The 23724-nt window shown below is 40.8% G+C and carries 26 protein-coding genes; 15 read left to right on the forward strand and 11 right to left on the reverse strand.

Annotation, left to right across the window (positions count from 1 at the left end; genetic code table 11):
* Positions 1-71 precede the first annotated feature (71 nt).
* Together H6G77_RS17710 and H6G77_RS17715 are read left to right on the forward strand one after the other, a co-directional pair.
* Complete coding sequence (locus tag H6G77_RS17710; RefSeq protein WP_190872261.1) at positions 72-212, forward strand: hypothetical protein; 141 nt, start codon at positions 72-74, stop codon at positions 210-212.
* 532 nt (positions 213-744) lie between these two features.
* Positions 745-3090, forward strand: coding sequence for a PhoX family phosphatase (locus tag H6G77_RS17715; protein WP_190588436.1), 2346 nt, complete (start codon positions 745-747; stop codon positions 3088-3090).
* Between the two features lie 63 nt (positions 3091-3153).
* Here the strand turns inward: H6G77_RS17715 and H6G77_RS17720 are convergent, their stop codons facing one another.
* A complete protein-coding gene (locus H6G77_RS17720; RefSeq protein WP_190588435.1) occupies positions 3154-3711 on the reverse strand; it encodes a PEP-CTERM sorting domain-containing protein in 558 nt (185 codons plus the stop codon).
* Positions 3712-4047: 336 nt separating this feature from the next.
* Between H6G77_RS17720 and H6G77_RS17725 the strand changes: the two genes are divergently transcribed.
* Positions 4048-4341, forward strand: a complete 294-nt coding sequence (locus tag H6G77_RS17725; protein ID WP_190588434.1) for a hypothetical protein — start codon at positions 4048-4050, stop codon at positions 4339-4341.
* 122 nt (positions 4342-4463) lie between these two features.
* Here H6G77_RS17725 and H6G77_RS17730 read toward each other — a convergent pair whose 3' ends face one another.
* A complete protein-coding gene (locus H6G77_RS17730) occupies positions 4464-6443 on the reverse strand; it encodes a hybrid sensor histidine kinase/response regulator (RefSeq protein ID WP_190588433.1) in 1980 nt (659 codons plus the stop codon).
* Between the two features lie 301 nt (positions 6444-6744).
* Here H6G77_RS17730 and H6G77_RS17735 point away from each other — a divergent pair, with 301 nt between their 5' ends.
* From H6G77_RS17735 to H6G77_RS17755, 5 genes are all read left to right on the forward strand, one after another.
* Complete coding sequence (locus H6G77_RS17735) at positions 6745-7440, forward strand: RibD family protein (RefSeq protein WP_190669716.1); 696 nt, start codon at positions 6745-6747, stop codon at positions 7438-7440.
* A 64-nt stretch (positions 7441-7504) separates the two neighbouring features.
* Positions 7505-8692, forward strand: a complete 1188-nt coding sequence (locus H6G77_RS17740) for a GNAT family N-acetyltransferase (RefSeq protein ID WP_190872262.1) — start codon at positions 7505-7507, stop codon at positions 8690-8692.
* Between the two features lie 119 nt (positions 8693-8811).
* Positions 8812-9549 carry a TIGR04255 family protein gene (locus tag H6G77_RS17745; RefSeq protein WP_190588430.1) on the forward strand — a complete coding sequence of 246 codons (738 nt, stop codon included), beginning with the start codon at positions 8812-8814 and terminating at the stop codon, positions 9547-9549.
* Positions 9549-9842 (forward strand): hypothetical protein, encoded by a 294-nt coding sequence (locus tag H6G77_RS17750; protein ID WP_190669712.1) that lies wholly within the window; start codon positions 9549-9551, stop codon positions 9840-9842. Before H6G77_RS17745 ends, H6G77_RS17750 begins: the two co-directional genes overlap by 1 nt.
* A complete protein-coding gene (locus H6G77_RS17755) occupies positions 9839-10381 on the forward strand; it encodes a hypothetical protein (RefSeq protein ID WP_190669710.1) in 543 nt (180 codons plus the stop codon). The genes H6G77_RS17750 and H6G77_RS17755 overlap by 4 nt, the downstream gene beginning before the upstream one ends.
* A gap of 8 nt (positions 10382-10389) precedes the next feature.
* Here the strand turns inward: H6G77_RS17755 and H6G77_RS17760 are convergent, their stop codons facing one another.
* Positions 10390-11523: a tetratricopeptide repeat protein gene (locus H6G77_RS17760; RefSeq protein ID WP_190588427.1), complete on the reverse strand. Its 1134-nt coding sequence runs from the start codon at positions 11521-11523 to the stop codon at positions 10390-10392.
* A gap of 382 nt (positions 11524-11905) precedes the next feature.
* Between H6G77_RS17760 and H6G77_RS17765 the strand changes: the two genes are divergently transcribed.
* Positions 11906-12118, forward strand: a complete 213-nt coding sequence (locus H6G77_RS17765) for a chlorophyll a/b-binding protein (RefSeq protein ID WP_190669706.1) — start codon at positions 11906-11908, stop codon at positions 12116-12118.
* A 61-nt stretch (positions 12119-12179) separates the two neighbouring features.
* Positions 12180-12419, forward strand: coding sequence for a hypothetical protein (locus H6G77_RS17770; protein ID WP_190872263.1), 240 nt, complete (start codon positions 12180-12182; stop codon positions 12417-12419).
* A 313-nt stretch (positions 12420-12732) separates the two neighbouring features.
* Here the strand turns inward: H6G77_RS17770 and queA are convergent, their stop codons facing one another.
* On the reverse strand, positions 12733-13872 hold the full coding sequence (queA, locus tag H6G77_RS17775) for a tRNA preQ1(34) S-adenosylmethionine ribosyltransferase-isomerase QueA (protein ID WP_190872264.1): 1140 nt from the start codon (positions 13870-13872) through the stop codon (positions 12733-12735).
* A gap of 220 nt (positions 13873-14092) precedes the next feature.
* On the opposite strand from queA, the gene H6G77_RS17780 reads away from it, so the two are divergent.
* The gene (locus H6G77_RS17780) at positions 14093-14482 is read left to right on the forward strand and encodes a hypothetical protein (RefSeq protein WP_190588590.1); all 390 of its coding nucleotides are present in this window, start codon (positions 14093-14095) and stop codon (positions 14480-14482) included.
* A gap of 100 nt (positions 14483-14582) precedes the next feature.
* On the opposite strand, the gene H6G77_RS17785 is transcribed toward H6G77_RS17780, so the two are convergent.
* Positions 14583-15080 (reverse strand): YraN family protein, encoded by a 498-nt coding sequence (locus H6G77_RS17785; RefSeq protein WP_190669698.1) that lies wholly within the window; start codon positions 15078-15080, stop codon positions 14583-14585.
* Between the two features lie 14 nt (positions 15081-15094).
* Here H6G77_RS17785 and H6G77_RS17790 point away from each other — a divergent pair, with 14 nt between their 5' ends.
* The 3 genes from H6G77_RS17790 (at position 15095) to H6G77_RS17800 (ending at position 17059) form a co-directional block, all read left to right on the forward strand.
* Positions 15095-15604: a pentapeptide repeat-containing protein gene (locus tag H6G77_RS17790; RefSeq protein WP_190588420.1), complete on the forward strand. Its 510-nt coding sequence runs from the start codon at positions 15095-15097 to the stop codon at positions 15602-15604.
* Positions 15605-15757: 153 nt separating this feature from the next.
* Positions 15758-16618, forward strand: a complete 861-nt coding sequence (locus H6G77_RS17795) for a DUF2207 domain-containing protein (protein WP_190872265.1) — start codon at positions 15758-15760, stop codon at positions 16616-16618.
* Between the two features lie 75 nt (positions 16619-16693).
* A complete protein-coding gene (locus tag H6G77_RS17800) occupies positions 16694-17059 on the forward strand; it encodes a Lin0512 family protein (protein ID WP_062296530.1) in 366 nt (121 codons plus the stop codon).
* Here H6G77_RS17800 and H6G77_RS17805 read toward each other — a convergent pair.
* From H6G77_RS17805 to H6G77_RS17820, 4 genes are all read right to left on the reverse strand, one after another.
* Positions 17056-17334 carry a hypothetical protein gene (locus H6G77_RS17805; protein WP_190588418.1) on the reverse strand — a complete coding sequence of 93 codons (279 nt, stop codon included), beginning with the start codon at positions 17332-17334 and terminating at the stop codon, positions 17056-17058. The genes H6G77_RS17800 and H6G77_RS17805 overlap by 4 nt on opposite strands.
* Before the next feature lie 367 nt (positions 17335-17701).
* Positions 17702-18589: a hypothetical protein gene (locus H6G77_RS17810; protein WP_190872266.1), complete on the reverse strand. Its 888-nt coding sequence runs from the start codon at positions 18587-18589 to the stop codon at positions 17702-17704.
* Entirely contained in the window at positions 18579-19229 is a 651-nt protein-coding gene (locus tag H6G77_RS17815; RefSeq protein ID WP_190669692.1) for an XRE family transcriptional regulator, read from the reverse strand. Before H6G77_RS17815 ends, H6G77_RS17810 begins: the two co-directional genes overlap by 11 nt.
* The gene (locus tag H6G77_RS17820; RefSeq protein ID WP_190669690.1) at positions 19226-20029 is read right to left on the reverse strand and encodes a TIGR04255 family protein; all 804 of its coding nucleotides are present in this window, start codon (positions 20027-20029) and stop codon (positions 19226-19228) included. The genes H6G77_RS17815 and H6G77_RS17820 overlap by 4 nt, the downstream gene beginning before the upstream one ends.
* Positions 20030-20334: 305 nt before the next feature.
* Between H6G77_RS17820 and H6G77_RS17825 the strand changes: the two genes are divergently transcribed.
* Entirely contained in the window at positions 20335-21141 is an 807-nt protein-coding gene (locus tag H6G77_RS17825; protein WP_190872267.1) for a prohibitin family protein, read from the forward strand.
* A gap of 89 nt (positions 21142-21230) precedes the next feature.
* Here the strand turns inward: H6G77_RS17825 and H6G77_RS17830 are convergent, their stop codons facing one another.
* Entirely contained in the window at positions 21231-21692 is a 462-nt protein-coding gene (locus H6G77_RS17830; RefSeq protein ID WP_190588416.1) for a hypothetical protein, read from the reverse strand.
* A gap of 208 nt (positions 21693-21900) precedes the next feature.
* Positions 21901-23652 carry an ABC transporter ATP-binding protein gene (locus H6G77_RS17835; RefSeq protein ID WP_190872268.1) on the reverse strand — a complete coding sequence of 584 codons (1752 nt, stop codon included), beginning with the start codon at positions 23650-23652 and terminating at the stop codon, positions 21901-21903.
* Positions 23653-23724: the final 72 nt, after the last annotated feature.

The following is a 23724-nucleotide window of genomic DNA, read 5'->3' on the forward strand; positions in this document are numbered from 1 at the left end:
ATTGTTCCTCATTCTTTAAGCGAATCAGCAATTAAACAAGCAATATCCGAGCTAAACGACTTTATCATAGTTTGCTGAAAATTATTGTTCATAAGGTTGTCCCTGACCGTCCTGCACGCAGCGAACCACGAGTCACCAAACGCCGCCCCAAAGCTTACCCCAGATTGACTAAGCCTCGGCAAGAATTACGTAAACAATTGCAAACTGCTTAATTGATAAGCATTTCCGCTTTTCTTAGTGCCATTCTGCTATAACCTCTGTTAACTCTTGTCGGAACTTACCCTCTATTTGCTATCTGTATCCTTCAAGAAGTCGGAAATATTTTTGTGAGTAACCACAGAAACTATGACTATAAACATAGTCATAATTTTTAGTTAACCATTATATAACCTACTAATAATTATTTGTAATTAGCTTAGGTGAAAGCTGGGATATATAGCAGTAGTCAGATATGTTAGGACAATTTGAAAGCTTGAATGCCAGGAATAATCAGACTTTTCCTCCTGCCTGGTTGGTGAGCGAACTTGTACTGAGCGCAGCCGAAGGAGCCGAACCACTGCCTTCTGCTTTCTGCCTTCTGCTATAGTGTGAAACTTTAACAAAAATCTCAGGCTTAACCTGTGCTTTCAAGCAGGTTTACTAAATTTTGAAACTGGAAAAACTCACATTAATTGAGTTATTTCTTCAGCTTGGAAAAGAGTTGGTTACTAGTAAATTTCTCCTGATACAACAGAGGAAAATTTGATGTCTACATTAAGTCGAAGACAACTTCTTATATTTTTTGGTGGCAGTGCGGGGGCTGCTGTATTGGGAGACAAACTTTTAACAGGTTTGTCCAGTGTCGCCGAGGCAACAACAACTCCACTAAGCTTTACACCAGTCCGATTACCCCATCCTTTACCGATTTATCAAACTCAGCCTAGTTTTTTACCAACAGGAATTGGACAAGGGCAAGTAGTTGCAGCTTCTAGCAGTCCCAATTTAACTAGCTACAATGTTGTTGATGATGTGATTGTACCGCCAGAATATGAGCGTTACATCATCGTTAGTTGGGGCGATCGCGTATTTCCCAACTCTGATGATTATGTCGGCTACAACTGCGATTACACTGGTTTCATTCCTCTAGGCAGAACCTTAGATGAAGGCTATTTATGGGTTAACCATGAGTATGTGAGTTTTCCCTTTTCTGGTTTTGCACCCGAAGCTCCGGCTGATGTCCAAGCACTCACCACAAGCTTTCCTACAGTCATCGGTCGCTCTTTACCGACAACCAGAAACATCGAAGTAGAAGGAGAATTTTTATATAACTTAGGTGGTTCAATTATTCGTGTTTCTCGCCGCAACAGTGCTAGACGTTACACCGTAGTTCGCGGAGATAGCCGAAATCGCCGGATTCATGGTTTATCGGGTTTGGGAATTAACCGCGAAAGAACTGATAGCTACAACACTGTCACAAGTTGGGGCAGTCTCAGCCACCAGCAAGGCGACCAAAATTATTTAATTGGTACTGGCCCGGCTGCAACCCAAGTTTTCCCCCTGAGTGCTGATGGCTTAGGTAACAGAATTATCGGCACTGCTTACAACTGTTCTGGTGGAACAACACCTTGGGGAACCATCTTAACAGCAGAAGAAAACTTCCAAGGTGGTTCAGCCTTTTTTGTGGGTGTCACAGAAGCAGTTCAACCTAATGGAACTCAAACAGGCTACATCAATGGGACAACTGGCCAGACCTTTGGTTTAGTTGGTGAAAAATATGGTTGGATGGTAGAAATTGACCCAGCTAATCCGAATTTCCGTCCTCGCAAACACTCATGGTTAGGTCGTTTCCGCCATGAAAATATTGCTATACGTGCGGAAGCTCGTAAGAGATTAGTCGCCTATATGGGTGATGATAGACGTGGTGGACATACATGGAAATTTGTGAGTACAAATGTTGTCACTTCGCCAACTAGTAAAGCCAATAGCGATTTGTGGGAACGAGGGACTTTATATGTAGCTCGTTACAATCCAGATGGTACTGGTGAATGGATACCTTTATTATTAGATACCCCCACCAATCCAATTTCTCCTTCAGTACTGTCTTCTGTAGAATTTGCCGCTTTGGGTACAGCACAAACCAATGGTCGTTTACCACTACCTAGACGTAATGGTGTGGCTGGACAGACTGTTGATGGTGGAGCATTTAATTGCGATCGCACTAACGAAGCCACGGCGTTACCAAATTATCAAAATAGAACACTCCGAGATTTCTACACTAGCCAAGGTGCAGTTCTCTGTGATGCTTTCCTCGCAGCTAATTTAGCTGGGGGAACTCCGACTGCTCGCCCCGAAGATTTAGAAGTGCATCCCGTTACCAGAGAAGTGTTCATTGCTTATACCGATGGTGCGCCCGGTGGCGATGGTTATCCTGATTCTCGGATTTTCCAAGTAGCCAAGTTAAGTACTGCTGTTGATGCGACTCAACAATCAGGCGGACTGTACAAAATTATTGAAGATAGTGCCGATGGCACAGGACTCACCTTTAGATGGCAAAGATTTGCTCAAGGTGGTGAAGCTGGATCAGATGATGGTGCTGGTTTTGCCAATGTCGATAACTTGGTATTTGACAATCAAGCCAATGTTTGGGGTGTAACGGATATGTCCACCAGCACTCACAATGGTTTCAATGTGGGTGCAGCTGGTAATCCAACAACTATCAATCACACAAGCACTGGTAATATCTCCAGCTTTACAGGCGTTTTTGGTAATAACTGGCTGTTCTTTATCCCTACCAGTGGCAACAATGCTGGAAAAGTTATGCCTTTTGCTTATGGGCCTGTGCGTTGTGAGATGACAGGGCCGACCTTTGTGGGCGATACACTGATTATTTCCGTCCAGCATCCTGGTGAAGATTGTCCAATTAATGATGGTACAGTTCTCAGCCGTTCAATAGAAATGTTGGCTTTGGATGGTACGCTGTTCAATCAGACTCGTACTGTTCCCCGTGGTAGCAGTTGGCCTAGCAATATTCAAGGTCAACCCCAAGGCGTTCCTCGTCCATCGGTAATTGGGATTCAACGCCGCAACCCAATTAATGGCAGATTTGTCTAGATAAGTTTCAGTAACAGGAGTGTTATTAATTAGGGTGGCTATGATTTTAGCCACCCTACTTTTTTATTGTGCTACTGATGCTTTTTTCTTACGATTTACCCATAATCCGGTAGCTGTAGCGATCGCTGTTCCCACAAGCGCCAAGGGCTCAGGAACTCTGGTGAAGGTAACTGTGCCTGTTTCTGTCGCCGATGTCAAGTCAGCACTGACAATACTATAAAAGCGATTGCCGCCAGTTGAGGGATTATTAGCATCACCAATGAAAAACTGATCTTCTACTAGGTAGCTGAGTCCGACAAAATTACCATTATTAAAGCTAACTACAGGGGCAATTCCAGCAGGAAAATCAAAATCATCAGCTGCTGTATAACGAGTACCAAGATAATCAAACACAACAGATAATAATCCATTGCTGACATCTAAATTTTCTGCACCCACACCAGTTAAGTTGGTGTCGTCATATCTCAAAGAACCAAAATATTGACCAGGGTTAGCACCAGAGGTCACATTTGTAGTGAAATTGTAATTAAATACCGCCGCCTGTGTTGGCTTAACTTCTACAGTCGCTAAAGATAAGGCGATCGCCAAACTAGCAACGCCTAAGTATTGGGTTGATTTCATCAGACTAAGCTCCAAATCTCAAAAGTAAATATTGTGGCAATATCACTTAAATAAACTTGGAAGTATTCTCTTAAGGTTAAGAAAAATAGAATAAAAGGTTAAGCAGTTCTGAGCAGGTTATTAGTTGCGTCTTGGTATCAGCTTGTGTGGTGTAATTGATATCAAAAATAAATAAATACTCTCAGTGTATAAAATGTTTAATATCCCGTGTTTTCCTCCTAGTAATATAGTCAATGTATTTGCCAAACTAAAAAAATGAGTAATTGTTTACAGCAATTTGAGGCTGTATTCTGCTCTGATCGTTCCATTTATTTGGGCAACATTTCTGGCAAAACTATGAAAAAAGCATTTTTACTAACATCCATGACTGCAATATCAACTTTTTATCTGTCAAGTCCTGTTTTTGCTTCTGTTTACATCAAATACTCAAATCAAGATTCCACCAAGCATGTCATGACAGTTAAAATGGATGGACAAACCAAAGAAGTTACATTCAATGGTAATACTACAGGGGCTGCCACGATTCAAGGTAGCGGCAAAGTTGCAGTTATTGAAACTTCATGCGGCCAAGTTGAAATCGAAGATGAATCTGAAATTAAAATTAAAGATGGCTGCATCAAAGTTTTGTAACACCAATACTCACTGCTGAAGATCATCTCAGGATTCATGATTAGCCAAGATTTTACCTATCAACACTTGTCTAATTTGATTTACTTCACTACATTTAGAGAATTTTTATCTGTTGCAAATGCTCAACTTTTGAAGAGATTTTCTACTAACGGTAGTTGATAGTTATCTAACTGAGATTGTGCGGTTTGAGTTTCTTCAAAAGAATCTACCTCTGGGATTTCCGCTTCTTCAGAGGTAGGATTAAAATTTTCCCCATTCTCACTATCTATAATTGGCAAGGTAATTTTAACCGTGGTTCCCTGATTGAGACCTGGGCTTTCTAGAGAAATGCTACCACCCATCAATTCAATTAAGTTGCGAGAAATTGCCAGTCCTAATCCGGTACCATCAAACTTACGTGTTGAGCCACCATCTATCCGTACAAAGGGACGAAATAACTTGTGTTGTTGGGATGGTTCAATTCCTAAACCTGTATCGGTAACAGAAACAACAACTTGAGAATGGCTATTACTATGTTCAATAATGGCAGCGATCGCAATACTGCCTTCATCTGTAAACTTAGTAGCATTACCAATAATATTAATTAATACTTGGCGCAGTTTGGCCGCATCTGCCTTGACTGGAATTGGCTCATCACCTAAAGTTGTTTTTAACTGTAAGCCTTTTTGCTGCACATTCACTGATTGGATATTAATCACTTCCAACAGTGTTTGTCGCAAATCCATTGGGACAGAAACCACAGAAAGTTTCCCGGCTTCAATTTTAGAAATATCGAGTAAATCGTTAATAATTCCTAGCAAGTGAATGGCGGTTTCATCAGCGCGTTTAAGAAACTCCATTTCCTCATCGCGGTTATCGCACATATCTTCTCGCACGAGGCGGACACAATTAATAATGATATTCAAGGGGTTACGCAACTCATGAGAAGTTGTCGCCAAAAACTGACTTTTAATTTGGTTGGCTGTTTTAGCTTCTTTCCAAGCACTTTCTAATTCTTCCGCCCAAGCTTTCAGCCTGTCAAACATTTGGTCAATTGCTTGTGCTAGTTGATTAAACTCCCGAATTTTAAAATTCTGTGGTACTGTTTGGGCTGCATGATGACTGTGAATGTTCAGCACATAATCCCGCAATTCTTCTACAGGCCCGGCTAAATAAGGAGCCAAGTATAAAGATGCTAACAAAGTTGCACCAATCAAACCCACTGTTAGCACTATCAAAATCAGTTTAATTTCTTCTAAACCAAACAGGGCATTATCTACACTGGTAACAGCTAAAATAATCCATTGTGGCGGCTGTTTGGCGATCGGATTACTAATTACACTATAGCCAGCAACTAATTCTTTGCCTTCTTGAAACGATAAGTTGACAGAGTTGCTCTGACCTGTTATTGCATTTTGAATAATGCTTTGCAAACTATTGGCATCAGGGTATTCTTGGATATTGCTGTTAATTCTTTCTGGTATTGGGTGTGCCAAGATTGTGCCATCGTCAGCAATTACCAATGTCGAACCTGTGAGTGAGCCTGGGAGATTTTTGGTGTGCTTGTATAGCGATGACTGGATACTCAAGACATACTTTAGCTGCTTAGTTTGATTGTAAACCGGGGCAGAAAGAACCATTTGCAGCTGATTTTCTGTGTCTCTTTGACCAGTTTTCCCGGCTTTGGGGGGTAGTACTGGATTGATTTCAAATCGACTGTCAGCTACAAAGGGTAGTTTCGGTTCTCTGATGGGTTTGTCACCACAACTACTAGCAATGATATTGCCGTCTTCTAAATCAGCTAATTGTAAACATTCAACGTAGGTCGGTAATTCTTGAATTATCTGACTGATGAAGTCTTGGACTTCAGCCTCTGAACCAGTTTGCAATACAGATGCTTTACTAGCTATTAATAAGCTCGTTTTGAGACTAGCAATCTCATCAGCTATTTTCTTTCCTTTGAAAACTGCGCTTTCGGTCAGATTTTGGCGTGCAGTTTTTAGCAAGCTAGAACGTGCTTTATTTAAAGCCACAAGTTCTCCCAGCAATAACACTGGGACAAACAGCAGCAAAATTCTTGTTACTAAAATACGTCTAAACGACGATTGACGGGACTTAGCCATCGGGTGTCTCACTGTCTCACTTCACATCTGCAAACCACAACAGCAAACAATATGCAATTAGATTAGCTAAATGAGACATTTTGTTACGTTGGGAGGGGTTTATTGACGATCCCTAACAGTATCAAACATTGAGTGTACAAAAAGAAATATCGTATACCAAAACTCTTATGTGCTAGATGTAATCGCGGCTTATGTTGCATAACAGTAAAGTAATGAAATTGGTAAACAGTAGCTTGCTGTGCAAAGATTCTTTACAATCGACACACTAGCAAGAAAATCCTCAGACTATCAAACCAACCCAATGACGCAACATCGTCCTCATACCGCAGTAGTTTTGGCAATGAGTGCAGATGGCAAAATAGCAGATTTTAGGCGATCGCCTGCTCGATTTGGCTCTGGGGCAGATAAAGCACACCTAGAAGCTCAAATCGCTGCCTCTGATGCCGTTCTTTTCGGTGCTGGTACGCTCCGTGCTTACGGTACGACACTAACCGTATCACATCCAACACTGCTGCAACATCGAATCAAAGCGGGGAAGACCCCCCAGCCGGTTCATATAGTGATTACACAGTCTGCGGATTTTAATCCGGAAATCAAGTTTTTTAACCAGCCTATCCCACGTTGGTTATTGACAACAAGAGTGGGAGCAACGATTTGGCAAAAACGCCCAGAATTTTTTGAACAGATTTTTGTTTTTGAAACCTCAACTGGAAAAATTGACACTGCTGGCTTTTTACAGCATTTGGCATCTATAGATATAACACGCCTAGCGGTCTTAGGTGGTGGCCAATTAGTAGCTTCTATGGTTCACTCAGATTTAATAGATGAATTTTGGCTGACTGTTTGCCCGTTGATTTTAGGTGGAACCACAGCACCCACACCAGTAGAAGGACAGGGATTTTTAGCGAATTTGGCTCCTCGGCTCAAACTTTTGGAAGTTAAACAAGTTGAGCAAGAAGTCTTTTTACACTATCAAGTGCAACGGACATTAGACTAAGAAAAGTGTGAAGTCTGACAAATCAATTTCACACTTCACACTTCATACTTCATCCTTGAAAAAGATGGTGGAACAACTTAAGCCGCGCTATTCTGTTGCCTGGATTAATAAAATTGCCGAAGTCCCGCAAAATGCCTGGGATGCTTTAGCAATACCCTTGAAAACTCCGTTTTTGGAGTGGCAATGGTTAAAAAATTTGGAAACTTCCCATAGTGCTACAGACAAAACTGGTTGGTTGCCAAATCACTTAACTTTGTGGCGAGACAAAACCTTGATTGCAGCTGCGCCTTTATATTTAAAAGGTCATAGCTACGGTGAATTTGTTTTTGATCATCAATGGGCAGAATTAAGCGATCGCATCGGTGTGCAGTATTATCCTAAACTCTTGGGTATGGCTCCCTTTACCCCGGCTGAAGGTTATCGCTTCTTAATTGCGCCAGGAGAAGATGAAGACGAAATCACTGCAATGATGGTGCATGAAATTGACAGTTTCTGCAATAAATACCGCATTTCTGGGTGTCACTTTCTTTATGTTGATCCTGAATGGCGGCCAGTTTTGGAACGCAACGGGTTTAGTTCTTGGTTGCACCACAGTTATATTTGGGAAAATACTGGATTTAATAATTTTGATGATTACTTAGGAGTTTTCAACGCCAATCAGCGCCGGAATATCAAGCGGGAACGGAAAGCCGTGGAAAAGGCGGGTTTAAGACTACAGCCAATTACTGGTGATGACATTCCGAAATCTTTGTTTCCCTTGATGTACCAGTTTTACGCCGATACTTGTGATAAGTTTGGCTGGTGGGGCAGTAAGTATTTAACAAAGCAATTTTTTGAACAGCTACACGCCGATTATCGCCATCGGGTGGTGTTTTTTGCCGCCTATAGCGAACATGACAATCGTCACCCAGTGGGAATGTCTTTTTGCCTTTATAAAGACGATAGATTGTATGGGCGTTATTGGGGGAGTTTTCAAGAAATTGATTGCCTGCATTTTGATGCTTGCTATTACACTCCAATTGAGTGGGCGATCGCTAATAATATCCAATTATTCGATCCCGGTGCAGGTGGTAGACACAAAAAACGCCGTGGATTTCCGGCTACACCCAATTACAGCCTACATCGCTTTTACAATCAGCGTCTGGCGCAAATTCTACTTCCATATATTAAAGAAGTGAATCAACTAGAACAGCAGGAAATTACCGCCATTAATGAGGAAATGCCATTTAGTCAGAAAGCCCACGATAGATAAATAAACAGGCGAAATCTGCTTTCAATCAGCTGAAGTTATTGTAAAAAAATAGCCACAACTATTGTTTGAACCAAGAATCTCCACACTTTTAGGGCGGGGATTATGTCAAGATAATTGATATGCAAGCACAAAAACATTACTCACGCGCCCCAATTACCGAAGCATTGATTGACATACAAGTTCAACTGCCACAAGAAGTTAAACTTGAGGTCTTGGCGCAGGTGTACTCAAGCATTCAATCTGAGTACCCCAATTTTGAAGAAATGCTTGTATTTCAGGGGCAAATGATTGCTGGTGCTAGTGTTGAAGCCACCGCCAGTCAATCTCAAATCGGTTATAGAGCCTTTAGCAAAGAGCAAAAGCAAATTCTTCAAGTACGTTTGGACGGCTTTACGTTCAGTCGGCTTGCTCCCTACGACTGCTGGGAAACTTTTCGAGATGAGGCAAAGAGACTATGGAGTATCTATCAGTCTTTGACAAATCCAGCAGCTATTACTCGGTTAGCGGTAAGGTACATTAACAGGCTAGATATTCCCTTACCTGTTAGTGATTTAAACAATTATTTAAGGACATTTCCTGAAGTGTCCTCTGACTTGCCACAAGGACTAAGTGGCTACTTTATGCAGCTACAAATTCCTCAAGAGAAACTAGCAACAATGCTTGTTCTCAATCAGGCATTAGTTCCGCCTCCAACACCTAATTTTATTTCTATACTCTTGGATTTAGACCTGTTTCTCGAAAGGGATATTCCTCAAAATGAAATAGAACTTTGGGAAATTGTGGAGCAAATGCACGAACAAAAGAACAAAGCGTTTGAAGCTTGCATTACAGAACACACAAGGGAGTTGATTAACTAATGGCGACAATAACCCCTACACGTCCTGATGATACTTCAACCCAAACCAGATTAATTATACTTGAGCCAAGAGCTACCTTTCAGTTGTACAGTCCAGAAGGGCAAAAGATAGCTGAGGTCACAGAAAACGCCTTGCAAGTTTTGGCTCAGATTAAAGAATACCTAGAGTATATTAAAAGTGTTGGTGAAATAGATTACAATCCAGTTCCACCAAAACGCTCAGAGCGCGTAGTTATGCGTGTCCGGTTCCAAGGGCGTAAACCACCTCAGCCTTATGTTTTAGACGAAGAATGACGATAGATCCTTTCTGGGTGCAGGTTAATGAACCGACACTCAGGCAAGGTGATTACTTGCCTGGGTGTCTCGTACCAGTACCATTATTCGATCCCACAACTTTTGGAAAAAAAGCCGATGAAACTCAAGAAGTAGAGGTAATAGTTAACGAAATAGATTTAATTGTTGTCACTCAAAGTTGTGATTTGGAAAATAAAAAGGTGAGTCAGGTAGTGGTATGTGCCATTTACCTAATCTCAGAATTTGAAGAAGCTAACCCAGCATTTACAAAAAAGGGTAAATGGAACGAGGTTTTAGCAGGGAGAATTGAAGGCTTACATATACTTGCATCGCCAACTAACCCTGACAATAACAGGGAAGCCTTGGTTGTCAATTTTAGAGAGATATACAGTTTACCTTACGAATATATTTTGAAATACGCCACCAATATGGATTATCGGTGGCGATTAAAATCTCCTTATTTGGAACACTTTTCTCAAGCATTCGCCAGGTTATTCATGCGGGTTGGCTTACCATCATCAATCCCACGTTTTGGATAGGTTAACTTTTATTTACTCTCTTGTCCAAAAGAAACCGGCACATCTCCAGGTTTGGCTGGTGTTCCTTCGGGTGTTGCGGGGGTGGGTTGTTCTGGTGTCGCTACATTTTCAGTTGGTGCGGGTTTTTTACCTGCTTGACGCTGTTGTTGTTCTTGTAACTTCTGTTGGGCAATTTGCTGGGTAATTTGCTGCATTAGTTGTTCAACTTTGGCAGTTTGTTCGGTATTACCTTGTGTGCGGTAGTTATTCAGGGCATTTTTCAAGGCTGCATTTGCTTTTTTGAGTTCGCCTTGATTATATAAAGTGATGCCTAAGTTGTGGTATGCGACAGCATCTTTGGAGTTTTGGCGAATGGCTTGTTTATAAACATTAATTGCCTCAGCCGTCTGCCCTTGGACTACCAGCAAACCAGCCATATTATTGTAGGCGACAGTATTTTTGGGGTTGAGTTGGATAACTTGACGGTAAGCTGCGATCGCATCTTCTAATTTTCCTTGTTCTTGCAGCGTGATCGCTAAGTTAAAAAAGGTATTCTCATTACCACTATCTAGATTAGCCGCTTGTTGATAAGCTGCGATCGCTTCTTGTGGTTGTCCTAGTTCATGTAGCAATACACCCAAGTTATACTGGGCTGTTGCCATTTTGGGATCTATCACTACGGCTTGGCGGTAAGCGGTGACGGCAGCTTCTTTCTGTCCTTGGCGTTGTAACGCTAACCCTAAGTTGTAATAAATCTCACTTTGGTTGGGGTTCATTCTAATCGCCTCGCCATATTCTTGCACGGCCGCATCCAGGCGATTTTGCCTTAACAGAATATTCCCTAAATAATTCCGCGCCATCCCAATATTTGGGTCACGTTCCAAGGCTTGACGAAAGGCAGATTCCGCACCGTCTAAATCTTTGCGGTTATATAGCGTCACTCCTTTTTGGTAAAAAATCGCTGCATCCAAATCTTGAGAGATGACATTTTCTGCGAGTAACCGACTTCCCGGTAAATTCATTACTGATGGTGCAGCCAACACCAAAAACGCCGAGGCCGCTGAGATGATGGTTAAATGCGACTTCCGCCAATTAATCACTTGGTGAAACGCCATCTGAGGAAAGCCGCAATACCACTGACGAATTTGATGGTGTTTATACATAATTAGCAGCCTGTATTGTAGTGAGTTCTATATGTCAGAGTACCCACTACAGCCGGAAAAATTAAAAGTGCCAGATGAATAAAACAGGAGACAGGTAATAGGTGACAGGTGACAGGTGACAGGGTGAAAAGGTTTAGGGGTGTAAGGGTTTTGGATACATACACTCCTACGGGGAAGTCAAAATTCAAAAGTCAGAGAATTTTTGACTTGATTTTGTCCCTATACCCCTTCACCCTCCCCAAACTCTTGATTTTTGTTTGAGTACGGTATTTACAACCTTGTTTAGTATGGTTTGCACTACAAGTTATTTTTGTCAATATATTGCAAATATTGTTTACATTCTGTTATATTTATTTACATAAACCAGCCAAGGAAAAAAGAGATGATCAGCAAAGGCTTCACCATGAATGAACTCGGTCAACTCAACAACTATGCAATTGAACCAAAAGTTTATGTAGAAGAAACCCCACGAGTTGGTTTTACCGAGTATGCAGAGAAACTCAATGGGCGTTTGGCAATGATTGGTTTTGTCTCAATCATCGCTGTAGAAATCATCACCGGACATAGCTTAATCGGTTGGCTAACAAACCTGTAGATAAGTTTGACTATTTTAGAATTTGACTCAATCAAAAAATAGAAATTTAGTGAGGCAATTTATGAGAACTGATTTTGATTTTCCTAAAAAAGATATGATTGGATCTGTGGTTTTTCGCCCTGATTTCAACAACTTTGAAACCATCAATGTTAACCAAGCTTGGTCACTATTTTTTAGTAAAGGTCAAGATGACAAAACATTAGGTCAAAACGTTGAATTAGGCAGGTTTTTCACTAACCTGATAATTGCTCTGGTAACTGTAGGCAGCCTCTGGGAAACATTTTTCAGTAATGTAGGTTAAGCAGTTGGTTTTTGTTAGTCAATTGAATAGATTAAAAAGAAGCCCTATGTTATCACTAGGGCTTCTTTTCAATTTTGATTAGAACTTACGCAAACTCTACTATTTCTTGGCGTTCTACCCTGCGGGAAGCCGCTTCGCGTCTACGATAAATTAAGCTTGTGGGCAATTTTTTCGTAAGTCCTGTTGCTGTAATAATTCAGGGTTTATTTATTCCTAGCGACTGAAGTCGCGGCTACAGGGAAAAACCCTTAATTTAATGTTAGTCCGCGTAGGCGGACTTTGTTTTTATAGCCGCGAATTCCATTCGTCGGGGCTAGGTACTGGCTGGCAAAATTAGCATCGCATCACCAAAGGAATAGAAACGATATCGAGAGGCGATCGCTTCTTGGTATATTTGCAATAATCTTGGTCTGCCAATTAAAGCACTCACCAGCATCAGCAAACTCGAACGCGGTAGGTGAAAATTAGTAATTAACCCATCTACTACCCGCCATTGATAGCCAGGGTAAATAAATAAGTTGGTTTTGCCACAAAATGGTTGTAATTCTCCAGACTGGGCTGCACCTTCTAAAGAGCGTACTACTGTTGTACCAACGGCAATAATTCTGCCCCCAGCAGCTTTCGTGGCGCGGATTTGTTCGACTGTAGCCGCAGGAACTTCAATCCATTCTTCGTGCATTTCGTGGGTGGTGACATCTTCCACTTCCACAGGGCGAAATGTGCCGACACCAACATGGAGTGTTACAAATGCTTGATGGATATTGCGATCGCGCAATTTTGCTAGTAATTCTGGAGTAAAGTGTAACCCAGCCGTGGGTGCAGCGATCGCACCTGGTTGTTCGGCATAGACTGTCTGATATTGTTCATCAGCTGCGGCTGTGGTGGTGATATAAGGCGGTAAAGGAATTTCACCAAAGTTATCTAACAGTTCTACCAAAGATTTTCCTGGTGGTACATCAAATTGCAACAACCGCCCGCCAGTCGCCGCATCATTTTCTAAAACTGTAGCGGTTAGCTGGGGCGTGGCGGAATTTTTACCAGAAAAAATAATCTGTGAGCCTAATTTAAACCGCTTTCCTGGTTTGACTAAAGCTAACCAACAATTATTTTGCCTCTCTTCTAACAGCAATACTTCAATTTCTGCCCCTGTAGATTTATTCCCGTACAGTCTGGCGGGGATAACTTTTGTATTATTCATCACCAACAAATCCCCAGGGCGCAGGAGTTCTGGTAAATCGCGGAAGATGTGGTGTAGCGGGGCTAAATTGTTACCTGTGGCGGTAGAGTTGACTACTAATAAGCGAGAACTATCTCTGGGAACTACCGGATTTTGAGCAATTAGTTCTGGCGGTAGTATGTAGTCATAGCCAGTTAAGGAACAATCTAACTGTCTGTCTTCTACTCCTGTATCTGTAACTTTATTAAAATTTTCTTTTGTTATTGCTGGCTCCATTGAAGGTTATGCTAATTTTTACGGGTTTATTTGATATTTTCTAAGGAAAACACCATTTCATTCATAGAGTTTTCCAACGGACATCATTAGGTATTACCTAATGATGGGTTGTAAATTGGGTAAAACTCCCCATTCAAAGACGGGGGCTTCTACCCTACCGGGAAAGTGTTCTATTGAGGATGATAGAAGTGTAGGATTGGCTTTGATCCCAAGCACCAACATGGAATATTTGTATTATCTGGCAAATGCCAGTCTAACATTGAGGGTCGTTCAACATCTGCACGCCACGCCCCAGTTGCCTGTCTCTTTCGTTACAGTTATTCATCAAATAGATGGCTGGGTGGTTAGGATCAAACTTAAATGTCAAATCTCCGCGCAACAGGATGGAGACTTTCGAGCTTTTCTAAATGAATTAGGAATTTGCTACGAGCCACCTATGCGTGTACAAATGGCACTTTGGAGTTTGGAAGCTGGTCAGTCTCCAGTAGACGTAATGCGCCGCTATCAAGTAGCGATCGTCTCTCATGGTAGCCCAGAGAGAGAAGAAATTGAAGCATTCCGCCAACAGTTTGTTCGTGGATTAGGTTACTGTCCAGAAACCTTAGCGTGAAACTGCTGATAGTGAGGGCGGCTAGAAAGAATCTGTAATTGGTAACAAACATATTTCAGTTGTGATCAATTATTATTCGCCCTCACTTTAATCAGCGAATTTATAAGTCAAAAGCTGCGGGAATATATTCTTCCAGAAAAAATTTATAATCCCCTATTGATGCACTAAATACCGCATCTTGGGCTGATGTAATGTGAGTTTTTAATTTGGATATTTGCTGATAACCCACAATAGCCACATCAAAACGACAGGGATATTCAGCGTTTTCGGGATATTGATTTAAAAACATTTCTGCGGTACGCCAGAGTTTTGCCTGTTTTTGTGGGGTGATAGCCTCTCTTCCCCCTGCATCCCAATTTCGTGAACTCCGAGTTTTCACCTCAACAAAAGCAAGTGTAGAGTTTTCTTCCTCTGCTCCCTTGCACCTCTGCTCCCCTACCTCTTTTCCTGGATACTGAGCAATAATATCAATCTCTCCCCAACGACAAGAAAAGCGGCGATGTAAAATCAACCAACCTGTAGACTGTAACCATTGTGTAACTAAGTCTTCACCTTGTTGACCAATATCGAGATAATGGGATGGAGGATGATTCGCCATTGGTGAAAAGTACCATGAATTTTAGGTTAAGCGATCGCATTTGGGCAGGTATACTCAGTGTATTGCTGTGGGCTGTGTTAAGCATTACAGCCACTTTTACTTATCCGCCCACAGCTTTAGCACTCGAATATAACAAAGAAATATTAGTAGAAGCTGATTTTTCTGGACGTGATTTAACAGATTCTAGCTTTACCAAAGCTAATCTCCGGCAAAGTAATTTTAGCAATAGTAACTTAACTGGTGTGAGTTTCTTTGCTGCTAATTTGGAGTCAGCAAATTTACAGGGGTCTAACCTAACAAATGCTACTTTAGACTCAGCGCGGCTCATTAAAGCAGATTTGACTAATGCAGTTTTAGAAGGTGCATTTGCGGCTAACGCCAAATTTGATGGTGCAATTATTGATGGAGCAGATTTTACTGATGTGCTGCTGCGTCCAGATGAACAAAAAAAATTATGCAAGGTAGCTAAAGGTACTAATCCCACCACGGGACGAGAAACCCGTGATACTTTGTTTTGTCCTTAGTGGAATGAACTTACTGTGAGGACTTATTGTTTTTGCCAAGAATTCGGAGAAAAGAGAGTTTAGACAGCAACTTACCCTCGTAAAATGGCGAAGGTATTTTGTAAATACTTCACGTCTCTTTTCGTTTTCCAAAATATACCAATTTGTAAATATATGAGCAAAAAATTAGTAGCCAGGCTACTGCTATTTTGTTTCACATTTGTTCTTGGCTTCACATTTACTATTCATAATGTCCAAGCCGAATCAGCACCTTTCTATTGGGAATTTATCAATGTCGATATTGCCGTACAGCCTAACGGTGATATGTTAGTCACTGAAACACAAAAATATAATTTTACTGGAGAGTATAACCATCTGCGCTCCCGGTACATTCCTTTAGATAAAGTAGACAGAATTACTGAAGTTTCTGTATCCGAAAATGGTCAAGTTTTACCCAGTACAACAAGTACAGTAAATAATCAATTTTGGATTCGTTGGGAACATCAATTGCAACCACCAGAAAGCTCTACTTTCGTGTTGAAATATCGTGTTATTGGAGGATTGCGCGTCAATCATAATTATGCTCAAGTAGATTGGGAAGCGATATTCTCTGACCGTAAAGCCCCTATTCAACAGGCGCAGGTTAGGGTGGAATTTCCTGAAGAACTTACTACTAAAATTAAAACATTCCAAAGCTTTGGTGTAGTTGCAAATATTCGCCGAGTCGATACAAAAACTATTGAGGCTGTTACTAAACAATTTCTAGAGCCAGGGAAGGGTTTAGAAATTCAGGTGATATTTGATCGTGCGGGTACTAAGATTGAAACCTCTGGATGGCAAAGTACACAATTTTTTTATGAGAGGTTATTGTGGATTTTGTCGGGATTACTAGTCTTTGGTATGCCTCTTTTCCTCATTATTGTCTCTAGGACTGGGACTAGTAGTAGCTACATTGGAGACAGTAGCAGTTATTACTATGGCGGTGGCGGTGATTATGGTGGCGGTGATTGTGGTGGCGGTGGCGGTGGTGATTAACTAAATAAACGCAGTACGCATCAAATCTAATTACAGTAGTGAAGTACAAATATCGAGGATATCCAGGAGGTGACTGTGGCGCGTAAACGGTTAGTAATTGAGATGGGGATGGGTGTAGATCAGCATGGACAGGAACCAACTGTAGCAGCTGCAAGAGCAGTCCGCAATGCGATCGCGCACAATGCTTTACCAGGAGTCTGGGAAGTTGCTGGTTTGAATGATCCCAATGAGATGATTGTAGAAGTGCAAGTAGCAGTACCTTATCCCGAACAAGTGAGAACAGATGAGGTTCTCGCAGTACTACCGTTTGGACGCAAAACGATAAATGTCGAATCTGGGGGAATGGTGGTTCAAGGACGGGCGATTCCCTCTCTGAATGATAAAAATGATGATATGTTAATTGCGATCGCTGCGGTGACAGTCCTCATCGAAACCGATTAAGCTTGGTTTTCCGGTTTCTGCACATCCTCAACAGCATGAGAAATCGAGGCTAAGGGTGGAGTTGATACATCTAATTGTGGTTGTGGCGTTTCGAGTGATGCTGCAATTGATGTATCACGAGAGTAATAACCTATAATCTTGTCATAATTAGAAGCAACAGCTAAAAATGCCCCGCCTAAAATATAAATGGGCAATGGTAAAGAAAATTCTTGTAACCAGTCAAATAGTTCTGCTAAAGCGAACAATAGCACAAAGCAAGCAATCCAAACTCTCATCGTTCCATCCCTGTCACCAAACAACTCTACTAGTTTACTAATAGCCTAGACAGATTGCATGATACCTGATGTTGAGTGAATCTCCAGAGAGTTACTAGCAAGACTCTAAAAGCACTAGCTTATACTAATTTTAAAAAATAATGTGACAGATACATAGTCTAAAATCCCTGTGATACCAATTCACGAAAATACTGATACAAATCACTTCCTCTGTACTTCTGCTTCTGTTCGCCGAGCGAAGTCGAGGCGCTGCTTGTATATCTGTATCATTTTTAAAGTGTAATGGTATGATATCTAGCTTTCTCAATTTTGAATTTTGAATTGGTATTAGTTTTCAGCAGATCAAGTGTAAAATTTTAAATCTGCTTTACGAGGATAAGTGATCCAGATCAAGCAGATCGCTCTCAACATAATCCTTCGCTGTCATGTCTTCGAGAGATGTTACTATCCCATCAGCCTTGAAACGCCCAGATTCAGGAACTAAGTCTAACCATTGTCTGCGAAGTTTGTCCCATTCCATTTTTTGAGATTGAATCTGGTCTTCATGACGAATAAAGAAGAACATCAACTGAACTTCTGGTGCATTCCAAGAAGGTTCTGCACGCACTCTAATTTCGCGTAAGGCGCGAAGGGCTTCTCCTTCATCGCTATTTTTACTGTGCTTACTTTGAATTCGCTGTTGTAGGTTTCTTACAAATTGATTAAAATCATCAGGAAAAGCAAATCGAACTCGTTTCCGAGCTAATACCTGCCCCAATGTTCTGATTTCTTCATCGTTTCGGCATCCAGGAATACGTTTCCATTCGGAAATAACAGCCTTTTCTACTGTCATTACACGGTCAAGGTCAGCAATAAGATAATACTCTGCAACTCCAGGGATGTATGCGAATTGAGTTCGTCTACATTTCCGCACTTCATCTAGAAATTGCTCCTGACTCCCCTGAAACTTAATTTTGTCCAAGAATTTCTGGTTGATCTTTATAAGAGGTACTACCTCAACAAATGGACGATCCTTACAAGTACGCGAACGCTGTGGAACGATATCACACGTTTGAGAAACTACAGAAAATCCTTGGACTTCTGATTCTGAAAGGTCAGTTCCTTCTTGTGCAATATCAGCAGAGTCCGAGGTTAGAGGATGTTGAGGGTTAAAGCGGTGGACAAACCAATGTTCCCCCACCACACAATCACCCTGACTCCACTCTTTAAGAGCAGCGTCTATTTGTTGAATCAAAACGTCGTGTTCATTGACCACTGCTATTTCTTCGACTCCTTGCTGCTTGTGCAGGTCTGGATCTTCCAGTCTGGTGATAGCTAATATCTGGAAGAGAATTGGCTAAAACATCAGGAGGTAAAGGCATTCGTAGTCTGCGTTCTTCTTCAGATAAAGCACCTAATTTTGGTTTGTGAGGAGCATTACCAGAACCAAGAATTTGTTTAACTTCTTCGTAGTTACCTACCACCAATAGATCAATAAGAGGTATACCATTGCTACCAGGTTGTAGCAAGAGACTACGATTGAGGCTTGCACTTCCTCGATCAATGTACTGAATCATGCCTAAAAGTTGATTTAAGGTATATTCATTAAAGCTGTTTAGTCGCTCTCCACTTGCCCAAGAATGAAGACTTCTACGTGAAACATTGAAAAGCTTGGCAAGTTGATCCCATGTCAATCCACTGAGTCTTTTTAGCTCATTAACGGCTTTCTGTGTTGCTTCTGGAGAACTAGGTAAAATGACTCCACTCGTTGTGATCTCTGAACCGGCTACTAAATTTCGACTAATGTTTTCTCTAGAAGCAGTTGTACTAGAGGAAACTGTAAATATTCTTGAGGTAATGGTTTGATAAGTATGTAATTGCTGCTGCTCAGTTTGTCTATTTAATAAAGGAATCATAATTTACCTCCATAACGTCGTAGGAAATCATTGGTTACTGCCCATCGAAAAAAGGTATAGATCCTCTCAGAAAAATGTTGCGCTTCACTCATCAACTCCTCAACGGAAAATTGTAGATTATTAGAAATAGACATATCTATATCAAGAATCCAACTAGCTTCAGCAACAGCTTCTATTGACTCTGGATCAAAAGTTGTACCACCAGGCATAGTTCCCCATCTTGCAACTATTTGTTTGCTTCCATCTGGAAGAATAAATAAAGATTCATTAATGCTTTGATGAATGTACTCTCTAAAATCAGCATTCATCATTCCAGCTATCTCAGGCTTCACTAGTAATGATATGTCTTGGAAATTTTGACCGACAACTCTGTCGATATATCGCAACCCAAATCTTTCAATAATTGGAGGTTTAAAGGTTTCATTAAGCGCAAAAAGTATTTTTTCTAGACGTTCTAGAAAATCACTACGGCTTAAATAAGAATTTGTTTCCAGTGCAACAAAATTAGGTGCTAATGAAACTCGCCAATTCCACCTATTTGTAGCGTCTACAAAGCGCCATGTAACTTGCGGGGCAATTGGAACAACACCTTGGGGACTCAAAGCAAAACCTTGAGTTTGCTCCGGCTGTAAAATAGGATATTTTTCTCGAATTGCTTCTTGAAATGAACCCACAAAATCTTTCTTCTCAATTGAGAGAATAGGCGGAAAGCGCACTTGTGCAATTACACGAACAAGGGGTGCATTATCTAATGGCACTTCTGCGGGTGGTGGTGCAGTGAGTGGATTGAAATTAACCACTGTTTAGATCCTTTTAAGGGCTTTTATGGAATTTTAAGTATAAATAAAGACAATAGGATTAGCTTATCGTCTACAACTATAATAGGGCAATAGTGTGAAGTAGAGTGTGAAGTTTAAGAAAAATTTTCCCATCAGACATTTGGAACTAGAAAATCCCATAATAGTAACACTTGTAAAGTCTTAACAGTTTAGTTAAACAACGCTGTTGCAGAGGTCTGTTCCAAAACGCCTTCCTTTGTTGTTTATATGGCGAAAAACTAACTCATAGCAATGTACTGACAGAGGCGTTACATTTATAGACAAAGATGAAAAACAATAAAGCTTTTAATAGTGCTGGTAAATTGACGGCGCTTTTAGTTTTAATCACTATTTTTCTCACGCCTTGCGTGATCGTAAATGCGGGTGAACGTGGCGTATTAATGAAATTTGGCGAGGTACAAGAGCAAATATTAGGAGAAGGGCTACATTTAATTATCCCAGTAGTGAATACAGTTGAAAAAATCAGTGTACGTGTGCAGAAACAGGAAATATCTACTGAAGCTGCTTCTAAAGATTTACAAGATGTGTTCACTGATGTGGCTTTGAATTGGCATATCATCCCAGAAGAAGTTAATACTATTTTTCAACAAATTGGCAACCGAGAAAATATCATTTCCCGGATTATCAATCCTGCAATTGAAGAAGTCCTCAAAGCGATTATTGCTCAATATACTGCGGAAGAAATTATTACTAAACGTGGAGATGTCAAGTTAGGGTTAGACTCAGCTTTAACTACTCGCCTACGTAGCTATAATCTTGCAGTTGATGATATTTCTTTAGTTCATGTTCATTTTTCGGAGCGATTTAGTGAGGCGGTAGAAGCAAAACAAATTGCTGAACAAGAAGCTAAAAAAGCAGAGTTTTTAGCATTAAAAGCTGTAAAAGAAGCAGAAGCAAAAGTTAATTTAGCCAGAGGTGAGGCGGAAACTTATAGATTGCTACGTGATGGTTTAACTCCTGAATTACTGCAAAAACAAGCAATCGAAAAATGGAATGGCAAGTTACCACTAGTTATTGGTAAAGAAAATCCGAAAATCTGGGATTTTAGTGAATTACTTAAAGCTTATAAGTAGTAAATCAGGAATATAAAGTAGAGACGTTGTATACAACGTCTCTGATGTGAAGTAGAAATACTATTTTTGCAAGCAACTTAGGATGAGTGTTAACTCTTAGCGAATAAGACAGGTGCTTCTAGTATCTTCAACTGAATCAGTAAAATAATTACAATAGTGTAAATTGTGGAAGATACTAAACCTGATAACAGTTCTTTTTTGAGGTTGCGTTCTTGTGAATCTTTTTGAAAGATATCTTTAGAACCGTATTGCATTAAGAGAATCCCTACAACATTAGACAGCCAATAACCCACGATGGCACAAGGTATGAACAATTTTGGGGAAAATAAACTACATAAGTACCCAAAAAAGTAAGCAATGGGTAGATTAAATACAATATCATTCCACCAACACAAAGGGGATAGTAAATATCCCAAAACCAGCAAGAATCCACCTCTCAGCTTTTTGAAAATATTTTTGTGGGATTCTTGAGGAACAGTCTGGGGCGATCGCTCTGGGGCGGTATTTACTGCTAAACTCAACTCTTGACTAGCTTTTTGGGCGCTTTCCATAAATACACACTATTCCTCTCGGCTTTGTGTATTTTAAACGCAAATTGGACATAAGTCTATTAATATCTTAATATTTCAAGACTTAACATCATAAACAAAGTCAGCGTAGTACTCCAAGCGCACCACGCTGACTAACAGAAAATAACTTGTTCTGAACCCGCGCAGGCGGTCACTGAACTTGTCGTTTATCTTGACCTCATTACTTGGATTAACGCAACAATTCCTCGACTTGATGTTGACTCCACAAAATTCTATACAAGCCTTCTTGCTGCACTAAGTCTACATGATTGCCGGCTTGGACAATTTGACCTTTATCCATGACTAAAATTCGGTCGGCGGCGGCGGCGGCTGATAGTTGATGGGTGATAAAAATTACTGTTTTGCGACTAGTTCCACTAGAAAGATTTTTGAGAATTTTGGTGGCTGTTTGATTATCAACGCTCGATAAAGCATCGTCCAAAATTAAAACTGGCGCATCAACTAACATAGCTCTCGCTAAAGCTGTGCGTTGTCTTTGTCCGCCAGATAAGGTAATACCGCGTTCACCAACTAGAGTTTCGTATTGTTGGGGGAAATTCAGAATTTCGGGATGAATCTGAGACATGACAGCCACAGATTCGACATCTTGTTGTTCGCGCCCTGGGTCAGCGTAGCGGATATTATTTTTGATGGTGGTGCTGAATAAAAAACTGTCTTGGGGAACATAAGCGATCGCACTCCGCAAATCAGATAAGGCAATTTTGGTAATGTCTATCCCATCTAAAAATAACTGTCCGGGAGCAATATCTAACAACCTGGGTAAAGCATTGGCTAAAGTTGATTTCCCCGAACCAATTGCGCCAACAATCGCTACAGTTTCTCCAGGTACAATCGTAAAATTGACCTGATCTAAAGCTGGTGTTGTTGCTTCTGGGTAAGTAAAGCTGAAGTTTTTGGCGCTAATTTCTCCCTTGACTTCTGCCACGGTTAAATTTACCACATCAGCCGTGTCTTGAATTTTGGGAGTGACGCTGAGAATCGATTCTAAGCGATCAATACTGACTTCACCTCGTTGATAGGTGGTAATGGTAAAACCTAATAAAGCGGTGGGAAATACTAGCCTTTCTACATAAATTAGCAGTGCTAAAAAGTCCCCAACGGCTAAAGTTCCGCCAGAAATTCGGGTTGTTCCTAACCAAATAATAATTAAAGAACTGAGATTAGCTAAACCGCCAATTAAAGGAAACAACACATTGCGGCTTTTGGCTAATTGTAAGTTCGCTCTTAATAGCTGTTGATTTTTTTTGGCAAAGGCTTGGCGCTCGTTTTCTTCTTGAGCGTAGATTTTAATTAAGGCAATGCCGCTAATATCTTCTTGAATTAGTTCACTAATATCAGAGAGTTTTTCTTGGACTTCGGCTTGTTGTTTGCGGAGGCGATCGCTAAACAAATGTACCAACAAAAACATCATAGGATACACTGCCAAGGAATATAGTGTCATATCGACACTAATCGTCAACATGACTGGCAGTGTTAAAGCATAAGCAAAAAAAGTATTGGCTAAACTCAGTACGGCAAAACCCAATAAACGCCGAATATTTTCCACATCGCTGGTAGCACGATTAATCAAATCTCCGGCGGTATTGGTAGCAAAATAAGCAGGTTCTAACTTGAGTAAATGTTCAAAAATCCGTTGTTTTAGGTCAAATTCTACCTGTCGTCCTACGCCAAATAGCCAGATTCGAGAAGCCATGCGGATTAACCACATTGCTGAACTCAACAAAACAATGATTACTACATAATGTATGAGTTGGTTCCAACTAAATTGGGTTGACAGTATATCAACACAACCGCGAATCAACCAAGGAATATAAACGCCCAAGCCATTGACAGACAACAAAGCAAAAATACCTAATGTTGCCTCTACCCAATGAGGACGCAGGTAAGCACCGAGTTTAGCTAGTCGTCGAGATTTTGCCATTAAAGCAACTTTGCAACTCCATCATCCTAAAACAAACGGATCGTAGGTTTATATTTTATCTACAAAGAATTC

The organism is Aulosira sp. FACHB-615 (genome assembly GCF_014698045.1).
GTDB lineage: Bacteria > Cyanobacteriota > Cyanobacteriia > Cyanobacteriales > Nostocaceae > Nostoc_B.

Excerpts from the sequence above, each read along its gene's own strand:
- H6G77_RS17790 (WP_190588420.1), top strand. The coding sequence starts at position 15,095 with ATGAATTTTAGGTTAAGCGATCGCATTTGGGCAGGTATACTCAGTGTA.
- H6G77_RS17830 (WP_190588416.1), bottom strand. The coding sequence starts at position 21,692 with ATGGAAAGCGCCCAAAAAGCTAGTCAAGAGTTGAGTTTAGCAGTAAAT.
- H6G77_RS17715 (WP_190588436.1), top strand. The coding sequence starts at position 745 with ATGTCTACATTAAGTCGAAGACAACTTCTTATATTTTTTGGTGGCAGT.
- H6G77_RS17770 (WP_190872263.1), top strand. The coding sequence starts at position 12,180 with ATGAGAACTGATTTTGATTTTCCTAAAAAAGATATGATTGGATCTGTG.
- H6G77_RS17765 (WP_190669706.1), top strand. The coding sequence starts at position 11,906 with ATGATCAGCAAAGGCTTCACCATGAATGAACTCGGTCAACTCAACAAC.
- H6G77_RS17785 (WP_190669698.1), bottom strand. The coding sequence starts at position 15,080 with ATGGCGAATCATCCTCCATCCCATTATCTCGATATTGGTCAACAAGGT.
- H6G77_RS17735 (WP_190669716.1), top strand. The coding sequence starts at position 6,745 with ATGACGCAACATCGTCCTCATACCGCAGTAGTTTTGGCAATGAGTGCA.
- H6G77_RS17750 (WP_190669712.1), top strand. The coding sequence starts at position 9,549 with ATGGCGACAATAACCCCTACACGTCCTGATGATACTTCAACCCAAACC.
- H6G77_RS17825 (WP_190872267.1), top strand. The coding sequence starts at position 20,335 with ATGAAAAACAATAAAGCTTTTAATAGTGCTGGTAAATTGACGGCGCTT.
- H6G77_RS17755 (WP_190669710.1), top strand. The coding sequence starts at position 9,839 with ATGACGATAGATCCTTTCTGGGTGCAGGTTAATGAACCGACACTCAGG.
- H6G77_RS17760 (WP_190588427.1), bottom strand. The coding sequence starts at position 11,523 with ATGTATAAACACCATCAAATTCGTCAGTGGTATTGCGGCTTTCCTCAG.
- H6G77_RS17795 (WP_190872265.1), top strand. The coding sequence starts at position 15,758 with ATGAGCAAAAAATTAGTAGCCAGGCTACTGCTATTTTGTTTCACATTT.
- H6G77_RS17780 (WP_190588590.1), top strand. The coding sequence starts at position 14,093 with ATGGAATATTTGTATTATCTGGCAAATGCCAGTCTAACATTGAGGGTC.
- H6G77_RS17815 (WP_190669692.1), bottom strand. The coding sequence starts at position 19,229 with ATGATTCCTTTATTAAATAGACAAACTGAGCAGCAGCAATTACATACT.
- H6G77_RS17835 (WP_190872268.1), bottom strand. The coding sequence starts at position 23,652 with ATGGCAAAATCTCGACGACTAGCTAAACTCGGTGCTTACCTGCGTCCT.
- H6G77_RS17720 (WP_190588435.1), bottom strand. The coding sequence starts at position 3,711 with ATGAAATCAACCCAATACTTAGGCGTTGCTAGTTTGGCGATCGCCTTA.
- H6G77_RS17745 (WP_190588430.1), top strand. The coding sequence starts at position 8,812 with ATGCAAGCACAAAAACATTACTCACGCGCCCCAATTACCGAAGCATTG.
- queA (WP_190872264.1), bottom strand. The coding sequence starts at position 13,872 with ATGGAGCCAGCAATAACAAAAGAAAATTTTAATAAAGTTACAGATACA.
- H6G77_RS17725 (WP_190588434.1), top strand. The coding sequence starts at position 4,048 with ATGAAAAAAGCATTTTTACTAACATCCATGACTGCAATATCAACTTTT.
- H6G77_RS17805 (WP_190588418.1), bottom strand. The coding sequence starts at position 17,334 with ATGAGAGTTTGGATTGCTTGCTTTGTGCTATTGTTCGCTTTAGCAGAA.
- H6G77_RS17740 (WP_190872262.1), top strand. The coding sequence starts at position 7,505 with ATGGTGGAACAACTTAAGCCGCGCTATTCTGTTGCCTGGATTAATAAA.
- H6G77_RS17730 (WP_190588433.1), bottom strand. The coding sequence starts at position 6,443 with ATGGCTAAGTCCCGTCAATCGTCGTTTAGACGTATTTTAGTAACAAGA.